Raw genomic sequence first — 12,882 nt, 5'->3', positions numbered from 1 at the left:
CCGGGCTTTGTCGCGACGCGTTTCCGGACGGTGAACCGGTTCCCACTTCGCCTGAAAACGCTCCGAGGCCGCCCTCGCGCGAGCCGCGAGCGAGGCGAGCTGGCGTGAGCGGCAAAAACCTACAAAAACCCGTGCCCACTTTTCCTGGATTTGGCCTTTCCCGCGCAAATCCGGACGGAAAACCGGTGCCCACTTTTCCTGGATTTGCGTTCAATGCTGATCGTGGCCGCGGATCATGATCGCCCCGCCGGATATCGCGAACAACGCAAGCGCGGCCGATACGATGGTCGGGCCGGTGGGCGTGTCGAAATGGAACGATGCCCAGAGGCCGAGCAAGGCCGATGCCGCCCCGATGAGCGTGGCCAGCACCGCCATGGTTTCCGGCGTCCGCGAGAACGGTCGGGCCGCGGCCGCCGGAATGATCAGCATCGCCGTGATGAGAAGCGCGCCCACCACCTTGATCGCGACCGCCACCAGCACCGCCAGCGCCAGCGTCAGGATGATCTGCTCGCGCTTGGGATCGAGACCGCTGGCGGCCGCGAGATCACGGTCGAGCGTGGCGGTCAGAAGCGCGGACCAGCGCCAGCCAAGCAGTGCGAGCACGGCCAGTGCGCCGCCCCAGATCACCGCCAAGTCGGACCGGCTGACGGCCAGGATCTCGCCGAACAGATAGGCTTCGATATCGAGCCCGGCGCGCGCCGTGAGCGCAAACGCCACCAGGCCGACGGCCAGGGCGCCATGGGCGGCAACGCCCAACAGCGTGTCCATCTGAAAGGTGCGCCCGGCGAGCGAGGAGACGGCCAGCGCCATGGCGATCGCCACCCCGAGCACGCCGACGAAGATCGACGCTTCGAACGCAAACGAGAGCGCGACCCCCAGGATCGCCGCGTGGGCCGTGGCGTCACCGAAATAGGCCATCCGCCGCCACACCACGAAGCACCCGATCGGTCCCGCAGCCACTGCGAGCCCAACGCCGGCAAGGGCCGCGCGGACGAGAAAATCGTCAAGCATCGGAGGCCGTCCCCTCGCTCTCGGGATGGTGGTGGTCGTGTTTGTGCTGGTAGAGCGCGAACGCGCCCTGGGTGCCGGAGCCGAACAACGCGCGATATTCCGGCGCGGCCGAAACCACCGTCGGCGTGCCCTCGCAGCAGATGTGGCCGTTGATGCACAACACCCTGTCGGAGGCGCTCATGACAACGTGCAGATCGTGGCTCACCATCAGCACCGCACAGCCGAGTTCCCGGCGCACCGTCTCTATCAGCCGATAGAACGCCGCCGTGCCGGGCTGGTCGAGGCTCTGGGTTGGCTCGTCCAGCACCAGAAGATCGGGCTTGGACAAGAGCGCCCGCGCCAAAAGCACGCGCTGGAACTGGCCGCCAGAGAGCGCGCTCATCTGCCGCCGGCCGAGCCCGGCAACGCCGACATGTTCGAGCATCGCCGCCACGTCCGCCGCCGGGCGCCGCTTCGGCAGGCCGAGAAAGCGCGCCACGGTCAGCGGCATGGTGGCGTCCAGCGACAGCCGCTGGGGCACATAGCCGACCACCAAGCCCGGCGCACGGCTCACCTGACCTCGCGACGGCCGGATCGCCCCCACCAGAACGCGGATGAAGGTCGACTTCCCGGACCCGTTCGGCCCGACGACGGTGACGATCTCGCCGCGCTCGATCGCAACGTCGATGTCGCGCAGGATCGTGCGTCCCCCAAGCTCGACGCTGACCCCGCGCCCCGTTATCAGGCTCATTCGTTCTCCAATCCTCGCCGACGCCACAAAATGCTAGACGCCGTCGGTCGCGCCCTCTCCGATCTCACGGCTGGTGCACTGTGTCACGCGGCTTGCTCACTTTCTTGGCTGAGACGGCTGGACAAGCCAGTTGCTTCCGGTGCAAAAGAGTAATGTTATAATATTACGTAAATTCGGATCATGGCCACCCGCCATGGCCCGCTTGAAGGAGTACTCATGAGACAGATCGGATTGGCCCTTGTCGGCGCTGCGCTGCTGGGGACCACGGCCGCCCGGGCCGAGCCGCCGGCCGTCGCCACCGACATTCCGCCGGTCCACTCGCTGGTCGCCCGGGTGATGCAGGGTGTCGGCGAGCCGAGCCGGATCCTGCCGCCGAACGCCTCGCCTCATGGCTACGCGATGCGGCCCTCCGAAGCCGCCCTCCTGGATAGGGCTGAGGTGGTGTTCTGGGTCGGGCCGGAGCTGACCCCCTGGCTGGAGCGGGCGATCGGCACGCTTGGAAGCGATGCGACCTCCGTTGCCCTGATCGACGCGCCCGGCACCATGCGGCTGGATTTCCGCGAGGGCGCGACCTTCGAGGCCCACCATCACGACGACGAGGACGGCCATGATCATGACGAGGATCATGAGGCGCACGACCACGACGATGGGGAGGCACATGATCATGCGGACGAGCATGATCACGCGCATGAGCACCATGGCATCGACCCGCATGCCTGGCTGGACCCGGAAAACGCCAAGGTCTGGTTGGACCGGATCGCCGAAACCTTAGCCCAGGCCGACCCGGACGACGCGGCGACCTATCGCAAGAACGCCGAGGCCGGCAAGGCGGAGATCGATATCGCGGCGGCCGAAGTCACCGCCGAACTCGCCCCCGTCCGCGACAAGCCGTTCATCGTTTTCCACGACGCCTACCACTATTTCGAAAATCGGTTCGGCCTGGAGGCTGCGGGCGCCGTCTCGCTCAGCGATGCCTCAAAGCCGGGGCCGGCGCGGGTGCAGGAAATCCGCGACACGATCCGGTCGCTCGACGCCACCTGCGTGTTCGTCGAACCGCAGTTCAATACGAGCCTGATCGCCATCTTGATCGAGGGAACCGATGCGCGCCAGGGCACTCTGGACCCGCTCGGCGTCGACCTCACACCCGGTCCGGCGCTTTATCCGAACCTGCTTCAAGAGTTGGCGGGCGACATGGTCGCGTGCCTGAAGTAAAGCGTTTTCGGGCGAAGCGGATACCGATTCTCCGCCGAAAAACGCGTTAAAACAATTATGTGGGCTCTTAGGTGCGGCACGCTCGACAACAGCGTGTCGCCTCTTTGCAAGCCAAAAGCGCCGTCAGAGCGGCTTGCCCGACAACCAATCCGCACCGCGCGCGTAAAGACCCTCGACTACCTCGCCGAACAATCCCGGCATGTCGGGCTTCACGGTGAAGCCGAGCTTGGTTTGCAGATAGGCCAGATGGCGATAGCCGACCGGAAAGCGCGCCAGCAGTTCGGGATCGAGCTCCATTTTCGCCGCAGGATCGACCGGGTCCATGCGGTCCTTCTCGTAGATCGGCTGGCGTAGCACCAGGAGCCAGGCTCCGTCGCGCTTCTCCAAAAAATCGTAGAAGCGGCCGGTGCAGACCACGTCGACGAGTACCCCGGCGACCTCGGCGCGCTGGTTGATCGTCATCTTGGTCTGGGCGATGGCGCGGTTGCCGGCGAGATCGATCGACGTCCCGCCCAGAAAGTGCAGGATGTTGACGCCATTCTCGAAACCGCGCTTGCTCACCGCGATGAATTCGTCCCCCGTTCCCTGGAACCAGGTCGCCATCATGCGGCCTTCCGGCGCCCAGACCGTGCGAAACCGCTCCCAATCGCCGGCGTCCCGCCAGACCGCCCAGTTTTCCACCAGGTCGCGGATCGCCAGGCGATCGATCAGCTCTTCGGTCATGATTTTCTCCCCGCTCGATGGCCGCGTTGCCCGCACATTCATGGCAACGGGCACGCCTCTCGCCGCCTTCTACACGCGGCACGGAGTCGGTCCAATGCGACCTTGTGAGCGAATGAGCGAAACAATCATGGCGCCCCTCGTCAGGCCGCATGAGCCGGCGACGCCATGCCGTTGAGCCTCGCCGTCTCGATCGTCGTCTTCCTCCTGATCGCCGTGCGCGAATGGCTCCCAGCCGGGCTCAAGATCTGGCACGTCATGCTCGGCGGCGCCGTGGTGCTCCTTGTCGCCGGCGAGATCGGTCCCGCCGACGCGCTCAACGCGATCAACTGGACGGTGATCTTTTACCTGTTCGCCGTGTTCTCGATCGGGGCAGCGCTGCATTGCTCCGGCGCCTCCGATGCCCTGGCGACCCATTTGGCGCGGAAACGCTCCCCCCACCTGCTGGTCGGTGGATTGGTGTTCACGTTCGCACTGGTCGCCGCGCTCCTGACCAACGATGCCGCCGCCATCATCGGCACGCCCGTTGCCATCCGGCTTGCCACGCGGGCCGGGCTCGACCCACGCCGGTTGCTGGTCGCGCTTTGCGTCGCGGTTACCGTCGGCTCCATGGCGACACCGATCGGCAATCCGCAGAATCTCCTGATCGCGAGCGCCGGCCAGTTGGAGCATCCGTTTCGCGTCTTTCTCGTTTGGCTGATCGTGCCGACATTCGCTTTACTCGCCCTCACGGCCTGGTGGTACGGCCGGGCCATCCCGCCCGCACCCGAGGTCGCGCACGCGTTTGCGCACCCGAAGGCTTTGCGCGAACGCACCTGGCCGGCGCTCGTCTCGGCGGGACTGCTCGCCATCGTCGTGATCGGAACCGGGCTTACGGGAAGCGTGAGCGAAACCGGTCCCCTCTCGCTCGGAGCGCTCGCTCTGCTCGCCTGCGCTCCCACCTATCTGTTTGCGCGCCATCGTTGCGCACTTCTGCGCGCAGCGGACTGGCCGACGCTGGTGTTCTTTCTCGCCATGTTCGTGGTGACGGAAGCGCTGATTGAGTCCGGCTCGCTTCAGCTTTTGCTCGGAGACCTGCGGACCCGTCTCGGCGAGCCGCTTGTGGCTGCCATCGTCGCCTTCGTCGGAAGCCAGCTCTTTTCCAACGTGCCGTTGGTCGACATGTATCTGAAGCTCGCGCCGAGCCTGACCACGCCGACGCTGATGGCCCTTGCCGCAGTCTCCACACTCGCCGGCAATGTTTTCATCATTTCCGCGGCAAGCAACGTGATCGTGGTTCAACAGGCCGAGCGGCTGGGCGTTCGACCTTTCACCTTCACAGCCTTCACCCGCACTGTCCTGCCGTTCGGACTGGTGTCGACGGCCGTGACCACTGGCTGGGTTCTGGCAGTCCGCACCCTCACTGAGTGATGGCAGCTCCACCGATTTTCGACACCAGCCGGCGCAGTTTTCTGAGCTTTCGGGCCGTCCACAGGCCGAACCGCAGCTCCGCCGTCGCGCCGTCCAGCCGGTAGCGCGTCCGCAGACGCGTCAGCGTCGCCGTATCCTCGCGGACGCCGCCGAGCTGCGCCTTAACCGGCTCCAGGAGCGCCGACAGGCTTGCGCTATCCGGTTCGCCCGCGCCGGCCCCGGTCTGACTGAGACGGCTGGTGGCGGTATCGAGCGCCGTCTCCAGCGCGATCAAATCGGCATGCATCGCGGCGACCACCGCATCGAATTGGCGGAAGCCGTCGAGCACGCTGACGGGACGATCGAACGCGGCCGCCAGTTCGCGGCTTTCCTGCCGCACATAGTACATGTTGAGGCCGTCGAAGAAGACCCGCTCATATCCGGCCTCGAGCAGGATCGGTTCCCACGTCTGATGGCTCGGCGTCGACGACGTCGGAACAGTGGCCTCCACCACGATGAGCCACGGCCGGTGACGCGTCCAGTCGGCGGAGCGCACGACGTCGGCTTCCGAGCCTTCCACGTCGATCTTCAGGAAATGAATGTCCTGGCCGCCAGCATGCAGGTCGAGAATGTCTCGCAAGCGCATGGCCAACCGCCGTCGGCGTGCGGTCGGCCAGGAGAGCACGGCATTTGCCCCACGCCCGGCAACGTAGGAGAGCCCTTCGCCACCGTTCAAGACCTCGTGGAAATCGACCTCGCCGACCGTCTCACCGACCACGACCTGAAGATTGGTGTCGCGCGGCCGGGCGGCCGCGAGCCTGGCGTAGCTGGAGCCGGGCTCGACGTTCACGCCACTCCAACCGCGATCGTAGAACAGCTTGGTGACGGAATCGAACGCCGGATCCAGCGCCCCGACATCGACATAAAAGCCGCGTTCGACGTCGCTGAGCGCGCGCCAGAGATACACATCTTCCCAGTTTTGGGCGAAACTGAAATTCTCCCGGACCACCTCTGAGGGGTCCGGATAGGAAGCGAAGCGGCGCGGACGCACCGGGTTCGCGAGCGCGACCGGAACCGGCCGCCGCCAGGGGCCATAGGCTCCCGGACGCGCGGACTTCTCCGGCCACTTTCCGGGCATGACCCCGGATGGCCGATCGACCACATCGTTCCAAGCCAACTTGGCGCTTCCCCCCAAGATACGCAGGTACAAAAAACTCGAGGCGGGAGCATCCTGCGGCATGACTAATGCCGTCAAGATGCACTATGGTAGTCTAGAGTCGCTCTATCTTAATGCTTAAGATAAGCGCTTCGCGACAACCCACTGAGACTCAAGGGGCATCGCGCAAATGCAGTCACGCTTCAGGCGCGAATCATTCTCCGCATTTTTTTGAGCTAACAGAAAACTCGGGCGCGTGGCCTTAACACGGCCTTAAGCGGCGGCCGCATAGATCCGCTCAGCGACCTCGCGGGCCACATAGCGCCCCTTCCACGACCGCTCGGGCGCGAACAGCCAGCCGAGCGCACTTTGGGACAGCCATGGGAAGAAGTCGCGGGTGATCTCGGCTATGAACAGCCGATCGCCGGAATGGACGCTGCCTTTCAGGGCTCCGTAGATCGCATCCGCCTCGCGCCCGGTGTCGATCAGCCATAGCTCGTTGCTGACGCGGTAGGTCTCGCCGAAACGCTCGCTCAGCGTCTTGTCGAAGTCACTCGAGCGGGTGGCGCTCGCACCGTAATAGACCGTATAGACTGCCATATTGCCCTCCTCACCCTCTGATCTTCGGGCGGTTCGGATCCCGTCCCGATGCAACCGAGGATCAAGGTCGCTCCGAATTGGTTAACACCGGCTTAACCTTCCTGTCCGCGACGCTGTGGCAGGGCACGCACCGGTCCGGTTTCATCGCGCCGCGATCGGGCTTATCTGTCGAGCGATCGCACAACTGATTGGGACCGCCGCACGCTTATGGCTCAACCACCGATCCTGATGCTGCAGGACATCCGCCTGACCTTTGGCGGAACCACCCTTCTCGATGGCGCCGAACTCGCGCTCGGGCCTCAGGAGCGCCTTTGTCTGGTCGGTCGCAACGGATCGGGCAAATCGACGCTCCTGAAGATTGTGGCCGGGCTGATCGAAGCCGATTCCGGCCGCCGCTTCCTGCAGCCGGGCGCAACCATCCGCTATCTCGGCCAGGAGCCGGACCTTTCGGGTTTCGCCACCGTACGGGACTATGTCGACGACGGTCTCGCGCCGGGCGATGCCGACCATTCCGGCCAGATCCTGATCGAGGCGCTGGGACTGACCGGCGAAGAGGATCCGGCGCGCCTTTCCGGCGGCGAGGCTCGCAGGGCCGCGCTTGCGCGCGCCCTCGCGCCGGAACCGGACATTCTGCTTCTGGACGAACCGACCAACCACCTCGACCTGCCGGCGATCGAATGGCTGGAAGCCACGCTGAAGGCGCGACGCGGCGCCCTCATTCTCATTAGCCATGACCGGCGCTTTCTGGAGGCCCTGTCAAACGCGACGGTTTGGCTGGATCGCGGCACCACCCGCCGGCTCGATCGGGGCTTTGCCCATTTCGAAGACTGGCGCGACGAGGTGCTGGCGGCGGAGGAGAAGGAGCGGTCCCGGCTCGATCAGCGCATTGCGCATGAGACCGAGTGGCTGCGCTACGGCGTCACCGCGCGGCGCAAGCGCAATATGGGCCGGCTGCGCGCACTTCAAAACATGCGCGACGAGCGCCGCAACCTGCGCCGCTCGGCCGGCACCGTTTCCATGGCGGCGACCGAGGCCAGCGCGTCCGGCAAACGCGTGATCGCGGCGGAGAACGTGTCCAAGTCGTTCGAGGGCCGTCCGATCGTCCGCGACCTCTCCATCGAGATCAACCGGGGCGATCGGCTTGGCATCGTCGGCCCGAACGGAGCCGGCAAGACCACGCTGATCAATCTCCTGACCGGCAATCTCGCCCCGGACGAAGGCAAGGTTCGGCTCGGCACCCAGCTCGAGATGGTCTCCCTCGACCAGCGCCGCGCGGCGCTCGACCCCAACGAGACCCTATGGCGCACTCTGACCGGCGGTTCCGGCGACACCGTAATGGTCGGCGGAACCCCGCGCCACGTGGCCGGCTACCTGAAAGACTTCCTGTTCCTGCCCGAGCAGGCCCGCTCGCCGGTTTCCGCGCTTTCCGGCGGGGAGCGAGGCCGGCTGATGCTGGCGCGCGCCTTCGCCCGCCCTTCCAACCTGCTGGTGCTGGACGAGCCGACCAACGACCTCGATCTGGAAACCCTGGACCTGCTTGCGGAGCTGGTGGCCGACTATTCCGGCACCGTGCTCCTGGTCAGCCACGACCGCGACTTCCTCGACCGCACCGTGACCTCGGTTCTGGTGGCCGAGGGCGACGGGCACTGGATCGAATATGCCGGTGGCTATACCGACATGCTCGCCCAGCGCGGCGCACGCCCCGGCGCCTCGGAGCCGAAAGAGGAAGCCAAGCGCACCGCCTCCCCCGACAAAGGCAAGGACAAGCCGGCGCGTGCGGAGACGCGCCGCAAGCTTTCTTTCCGCGAAAAGCACGATCTGGAGACACTGCCCGGCAAGATCGAAACGCTGGAAAGCGAGATCGCGAAACTCCAGGAGAGGCTTGCCGACCCGGCCCTCTTCACCAAGGACCCCGACGGCTTCCACACCGCCACCAAGGCGCTGGAGACGAAGGCCGCCGAGCGCGATGCGGCGGAGGAGCGCTGGCTGGAATTGGAGATGCTCCGCGAGGAGCTTGAGAGCGCACGCTGATGGCGGATGCGGCCGGCCCCGCCTTTTTCTCCATCGACGACCCGGACGATCCGCGCATCGAGGCCTATCGCGATGTCCGCGAGCGCGATCTCGTCGGCCGCCAAAACAGCTTCATCGCCGAAGGCGTCGTCGTGCTCCGGGTGCTGTTGACGCGGTCCCGCTTCAAGCCGGTATCGCTTTTGGTCGCGGAAAACCGCGTGGATGCCGTGCGCGCGCTCGTCGAGGAGACCGGCTCGACTTGCCCCGTCTATGTGGCGAGCCGCCCGGTGATGGACCGGATCGCCGGCTTTCCCATTCATCGTGGGCTCCTGGGCCACGGCGTCCGCGACCCGTTGCCCGACTGGCGCGATCTGCTGCCGCCGCGAGACGAGTCCGCGCTGGTGGTGGTCGCGATCGGACTGGCCAACCACGACAATGTCGGCGGCATCTTCCGCAATGCCGCCGCCTTCGGCGCGGATGCGGTGCTTCTGGACGCAACTTCCTGCGATCCGCTCTACCGCAAGGCGATCCGGGTCTCCGTCGGCGGCAGCTTGCTCGTACCGTTCGCCCGGTTCGACGACGCGGAGGCTCTCTCGGCGGGTCTTGAAGCGGCCGAACTGACGTGCCTCGGCCTCGCCACCGACGGAACCACAACGCTCGCCGCCCGGCCCCGGCTTCGCCGGGTGGCGGTATTTCTCGGCGCGGAGGGCCCCGGTCTCCCCGCCTCGGTTCTGGAGCGGTTGCAGACGGTCCGGATCCCGATTGCGGCCGGATTCGATTCCCTCAACGTGGCGACCACCTCGGGAATCGTTCTGCATCATTTCTCGAAGGAGGAATAAGCGCCACGGCCGCTCGCTTGCATAAAAAACGAAGGATTAGTCCCCGGCGAACGACACCAGGGTGTGCACCACAACGCTCTTCTCGCGCAGCTTCTGCGAGCCGCCAAGGTCCGGCAGATCGACCACGAACGCCGCCCCGACCACACTCGCGCCCGACCGGCGCAAAAGCTCGGTTGCCGCGATTGCGGTTCCGCCGGTCGCGATCAGGTCGTCGATCACGAGGACACGCTGGCCCGGCGCGATCGCGTCGGCGTGGATCTCGATCGTGTCGACACCATATTCCAGGGTGTAGTCCTGGCCGATGGTCTTGCCGGGAAGCTTGCCCTTCTTGCGGATCGGAACGAAGCCGCGGCCAAGCTCGTGGGCGACCGCGCCACCCAGGATGAAGCCACGCGCCTCGATGCCCACGACCACATCCACCGGCTCGCGCAGATAGGGCCACAACAGCCCGTCGACCGCCGTCCTCAACCCGACCGGGTCGGCAATCAAGGTCGTGACGTCGCGGAACTGGATTCCGGCCTTGGGATAGTCGGGGATGGTCCGGATGAGGTCGGCAAGCGCGGGTTTGCCAAAGTCGGACATGTCGGCCATCGCCCCTTCCATCGTCGCATTCGTCGATCGGCCCGCCCGGCGGGGGACCCGTCATTACCTCGCCCGCTTAAGATGCTTTCCCGGATATGGCAAGGCAGACGGGCGGCAGCCCATCCTTCCGTCCGGGTTAGTAATCGACGCGCGTCAGATAGAGCCCGTCGGGCGGGGCGACCGGGCCGCAGCGGGCACGGTCGGCGGCATCGAGCGCGGCCTTGAGGTCCATGGGGCGCCACTTGCCGAGCCCGACCTGAACCAGCGAGCCGACCATCGAGCGCACCTGATTGTGGAGGAACGACCGGGCCGAGGCCTGCACGCTGATCTCGTCGGCGGCCCGCATCACGTCGAGCCGGTCAAGTGTCTTGTCCGGGCTCGCCGCCTGGCACTGTGCGGACCGAAAGGTCGTGAAGTCATGACGACCGAGAAGCGTCTGGGCGGCGGCATGCATCGCTTCGGCGTCGAGCGGCGCCGCCACCTGCCAGGCGTGCCCGGCGTCGAGGCAGAGCGGCGCGCGCCGGTTGACGATCCTGTAGAGATAGTGGCGCGCGCGGGCGGAAAAGCGCGCGTCGAAATCGTCCCCGACTTGGTCCGCAGCCACCACCGCGATCCTGTCGGGACGGAGGTGGGCGTTGGTGGCGTCGCGCACCGTATCGCTGGGCCAATCGCGGGGAAGGTCGACATGAGCCACCTGGCCAAGTGCGTGCACGCCGGCGTCGGTGCGCCCCGCCCCGCCGACGGTGACCGTTTCGCCCGCAAATGCCGCAATCGCCTGTTCTAGACGGCCCTGGACGGACTTTCCCTCCGCCTGGCGCTGCCAGCCAACGGTGCCGGCCCCGTCATATTCGATGATCAGTTTGTAGCGGGGCATGGAGGGACTGCCTGGAAGTCTGTCCGGTTGGTCCGGGAGCTGCCCCACCCTCCGCTCACTCCGGCGAAAGCCGGAGTCCTGTGAAGGTTTCGCAAGCACCCGTCGGATCGCCCTGGCTTCCGGCCTTCGCCGGAGTGAGCGCAAGATGGAACAGGCTGGGCTTTACAGCAGCTTCGCGCCCGGCTCCAGTCGGAGCCCGCGCAGGACGTCCTCCGCGGTCATCGGCGCCTTTCCGGCTCGCTGCACCTGGATCAGACGGAGGGCCCTGTCCCCGCAGGCAATCGTGCCCTCGCCGTCCAGAAGCGTACCCGGCACTCCCGATCCCTCGACCTTGCGAGTGCGCAGGATCTTCATGCGCTCGGCCTTGTCGCCCACCGGCACCTCGCACCAGGCACCGGGAAAAGGCGACAGCCCTCGGATTTGGTCGTGAACGGCGGCCGCCGGCTTCGACCAGTCGATCCGTGCCTCCGCCTTGTCGATCTTGTCGGCATAGGTGACGCCATCATCCGGCTGCGGCACGGCGTCGAGCGAGCCGCGCTCCAGCGCACCGAGGGCACGGACCATCAAATCGGCGCCGAGCCGAGCCAAGACGTCGTGCAGATCGCCGGCGGTCATGTCCTCGCCGATCGCCACGCGCTCCACCATGCACACCGGCCCGGTGTCGAGGCCCGCCTCCATCCGCATGATGGCGACGCCGGTCTCCTGATCGCCGGCCATGATCGCACGCTGGATCGGCGCCGCCCCGCGCCAGCGCGGCAACAGCGAGGCGTGGACGTTGAAGCAGCCGGCTTCCGGCACATCCAGTATCGTGCGCGGCAGGATCATTCCGTAGGCGATGACGATGGCGGCATCCGCCCCGTGGGCGGCAAAACCGGCGGCGGCCTCCTCGCCCTTTAGGCTCGACGGCGTCAGCACCGGCAGCCCGAAGCGCTCCGCCGCCTGATGGACCGGCGACTTGCGCGCCTCCATCCCCCGGCCGGCGCGGGCAGGCGCACGCGTATAGACGGCAGCCACATCATGGCCCTGGCCGACGATCTCCGTCAGCGTCGGCACGGCGAAGTCGGGCGTGCCCATGAAGACGAGCCTGAGCGGCATCCTCTCCCGTCTCCCTCAACTGCGATTTCCGGGAACGGGATCCGGGCGAAAACCGGGTCCCACGTAACCTGATCAGGCCAGGATCTTGGACTTGGAGTCGGCGTAGCGCGCCTGCTTGGCGAACTTTTTGGTGATACGGTCGCGCTTCAGCCGCGAGAGATAGTCGATGAACAAAACACCGTTCAGATGGTCGATCTCGTGCTGCAGACAGGTCGCCAAAATGCCGTCGGCATCGATCACCTGCGTCCGGCCCTCCCGGTCGAGATAGCGGATCGAAACCTGGGCGGGGCGCTCGACCTCCTCATAATATTCCGGGATCGACAGGCAGCCCTCGTTGTGGACGCTCATCTCTTCCGATTGCCAGGTGATCTCGGGATTCACCAGCGCCAGCGGCCGCTTCTCCTCGTCGTTGTGGGAGACGTCGCAGACCAGCACCCGCTCAAGCGCGCCGACCTGCGGAGCCGCAAGGCCGATCCCCGGCGCGGCGTACATGGTCTCCAGCATATCGTCGATCAGGGTGCGCACGCGGTCATCGACGGAGTCGACCGGGTCGGCCACCTTGCGCAGGACGGGATCGGGAAGGACGAGAATAGGGCGTTTCGACATAGCCTGGATTTATGGACTCAGAGGCTTTCGGTCAACGACAGCCGCGCCGGAAACGGCG

At 66.2% G+C, this 12,882-nt stretch carries 13 protein-coding genes; 4 read left to right on the top strand and 9 right to left on the bottom strand.

The window, feature by feature from the left end; genetic code table 11:
- Window positions 1–210 precede the first annotated feature (210 nt).
- Together HNS03_RS21195 and HNS03_RS21190 are read right to left on the bottom strand one after the other, a co-directional pair.
- Complete coding sequence (locus tag HNS03_RS21195; RefSeq protein WP_367198051.1) at window positions 211–1,011, bottom strand: metal ABC transporter permease; 801 nt, start codon at window positions 1,009–1,011, stop codon at window positions 211–213.
- Window positions 1,004–1,741: an ATP-binding cassette domain-containing protein gene (locus HNS03_RS21190; RefSeq protein WP_367198050.1), complete on the bottom strand. Its 738-nt coding sequence runs from the start codon at window positions 1,739–1,741 to the stop codon at window positions 1,004–1,006. Before HNS03_RS21190 ends, HNS03_RS21195 begins: the two co-directional genes overlap by 8 nt.
- 216 nt (window positions 1,742–1,957) lie before the next feature.
- Between HNS03_RS21190 and HNS03_RS21185 the strand changes: the two genes are divergently transcribed.
- Window positions 1,958–2,953, top strand: coding sequence for a zinc ABC transporter substrate-binding protein (locus HNS03_RS21185; RefSeq protein WP_367198049.1), 996 nt, complete (start codon window positions 1,958–1,960; stop codon window positions 2,951–2,953).
- Between the two features lie 123 nt (window positions 2,954–3,076).
- On the opposite strand, the gene HNS03_RS21180 is transcribed toward HNS03_RS21185, so the two are convergent.
- Window positions 3,077–3,676 (bottom strand): nuclear transport factor 2 family protein, encoded by a 600-nt coding sequence (locus HNS03_RS21180; protein WP_367198048.1) that lies wholly within the window; start codon window positions 3,674–3,676, stop codon window positions 3,077–3,079.
- A 165-nt stretch (window positions 3,677–3,841) separates the two neighbouring features.
- Between HNS03_RS21180 and HNS03_RS21175 the strand changes: the two genes are divergently transcribed.
- On the top strand, window positions 3,842–5,083 hold the full coding sequence (locus tag HNS03_RS21175) for an SLC13 family permease (RefSeq protein ID WP_367198047.1): 1,242 nt from the start codon (window positions 3,842–3,844) through the stop codon (window positions 5,081–5,083).
- Here HNS03_RS21175 and HNS03_RS21170 read toward each other — a convergent pair.
- Both HNS03_RS21170 and HNS03_RS21165 read right to left on the bottom strand, forming a co-directional pair.
- Window positions 5,073–6,239: an FkbM family methyltransferase gene (locus tag HNS03_RS21170; RefSeq protein ID WP_367198046.1), complete on the bottom strand. Its 1,167-nt coding sequence runs from the start codon at window positions 6,237–6,239 to the stop codon at window positions 5,073–5,075. The two genes, HNS03_RS21175 and HNS03_RS21170, sit on opposite strands and share 11 nt — an antisense overlap.
- A 252-nt stretch (window positions 6,240–6,491) precedes the next feature.
- Window positions 6,492–6,818 carry a hypothetical protein gene (locus HNS03_RS21165; RefSeq protein ID WP_367198045.1) on the bottom strand — a complete coding sequence of 109 codons (327 nt, stop codon included), beginning with the start codon at window positions 6,816–6,818 and terminating at the stop codon, window positions 6,492–6,494.
- Window positions 6,819–7,025: 207 nt separating this feature from the next.
- Here HNS03_RS21165 and HNS03_RS21160 point away from each other — a divergent pair, with 207 nt between their 5' ends.
- Both HNS03_RS21160 and HNS03_RS21155 read left to right on the top strand, forming a co-directional pair.
- A complete protein-coding gene (locus HNS03_RS21160; protein WP_367198044.1) occupies window positions 7,026–8,849 on the top strand; it encodes an ATP-binding cassette domain-containing protein in 1,824 nt (607 codons plus the stop codon).
- Window positions 8,849–9,667: a TrmH family RNA methyltransferase gene (locus HNS03_RS21155; protein ID WP_367198043.1), complete on the top strand. Its 819-nt coding sequence runs from the start codon at window positions 8,849–8,851 to the stop codon at window positions 9,665–9,667. The genes HNS03_RS21160 and HNS03_RS21155 overlap by 1 nt, the downstream gene beginning before the upstream one ends.
- Before the next feature lie 36 nt (window positions 9,668–9,703).
- On the opposite strand, the gene HNS03_RS21150 is transcribed toward HNS03_RS21155, so the two are convergent.
- From HNS03_RS21150 to def, 4 genes are all read right to left on the bottom strand, one after another.
- A complete protein-coding gene (locus HNS03_RS21150; protein WP_367198075.1) occupies window positions 9,704–10,249 on the bottom strand; it encodes an adenine phosphoribosyltransferase in 546 nt (181 codons plus the stop codon).
- A 136-nt stretch (window positions 10,250–10,385) separates the two neighbouring features.
- Window positions 10,386–11,123, bottom strand: coding sequence for a tRNA pseudouridine(38-40) synthase TruA (gene truA / locus HNS03_RS21145; RefSeq protein ID WP_367198042.1), 738 nt, complete (start codon window positions 11,121–11,123; stop codon window positions 10,386–10,388).
- Window positions 11,124–11,285: 162 nt separating this feature from the next.
- Entirely contained in the window at window positions 11,286–12,218 is a 933-nt protein-coding gene (fmt, locus tag HNS03_RS21140) for a methionyl-tRNA formyltransferase (RefSeq protein ID WP_367198041.1), read from the bottom strand.
- Window positions 12,219–12,290: 72 nt separating this feature from the next.
- Window positions 12,291–12,824, bottom strand: a complete 534-nt coding sequence (gene def, locus HNS03_RS21135) for a peptide deformylase (RefSeq protein WP_367198040.1) — start codon at window positions 12,822–12,824, stop codon at window positions 12,291–12,293.
- Window positions 12,825–12,882: the final 58 nt, after the last annotated feature.

This window comes from Amorphus sp. 3PC139-8, from assembly GCF_040750475.1.
GTDB lineage: Bacteria > Pseudomonadota > Alphaproteobacteria > Rhizobiales > Amorphaceae > Amorphus.
Note: the sequence above shows the minus strand (reverse complement) of the source record. Positions and strands in the feature narration are given on the sequence as shown.

What these genes read in the sequence shown, in the direction of transcription:
- HNS03_RS21195 (WP_367198051.1), bottom strand. Translation starts at nt 1,011, where the DNA reads ATGCTTGACGATTTTCTCGTCCGCGCGGCCCTTGCCGGCGTTGGGCTC.
- HNS03_RS21190 (WP_367198050.1), bottom strand. Translation starts at nt 1,741, where the DNA reads ATGAGCCTGATAACGGGGCGCGGGGTCAGCGTCGAGCTTGGGGGACGC.
- HNS03_RS21185 (WP_367198049.1), top strand. Translation starts at nt 1,958, where the DNA reads ATGAGACAGATCGGATTGGCCCTTGTCGGCGCTGCGCTGCTGGGGACC.
- HNS03_RS21180 (WP_367198048.1), bottom strand. Translation starts at nt 3,676, where the DNA reads ATGACCGAAGAGCTGATCGATCGCCTGGCGATCCGCGACCTGGTGGAA.
- HNS03_RS21175 (WP_367198047.1), top strand. Translation starts at nt 3,842, where the DNA reads ATGCCGTTGAGCCTCGCCGTCTCGATCGTCGTCTTCCTCCTGATCGCC.
- HNS03_RS21165 (WP_367198045.1), bottom strand. Translation starts at nt 6,818, where the DNA reads ATGGCAGTCTATACGGTCTATTACGGTGCGAGCGCCACCCGCTCGAGT.
- HNS03_RS21160 (WP_367198044.1), top strand. Translation starts at nt 7,026, where the DNA reads ATGGCTCAACCACCGATCCTGATGCTGCAGGACATCCGCCTGACCTTT.
- HNS03_RS21155 (WP_367198043.1), top strand. Translation starts at nt 8,849, where the DNA reads ATGGCGGATGCGGCCGGCCCCGCCTTTTTCTCCATCGACGACCCGGAC.
- HNS03_RS21150 (WP_367198075.1), bottom strand. Translation starts at nt 10,249, where the DNA reads ATGTCCGACTTTGGCAAACCCGCGCTTGCCGACCTCATCCGGACCATC.
- truA (WP_367198042.1), bottom strand. Translation starts at nt 11,123, where the DNA reads ATGCCCCGCTACAAACTGATCATCGAATATGACGGGGCCGGCACCGTT.
- fmt (WP_367198041.1), bottom strand. Translation starts at nt 12,218, where the DNA reads ATGCCGCTCAGGCTCGTCTTCATGGGCACGCCCGACTTCGCCGTGCCG.
- def (WP_367198040.1), bottom strand. Translation starts at nt 12,824, where the DNA reads ATGTCGAAACGCCCTATTCTCGTCCTTCCCGATCCCGTCCTGCGCAAG.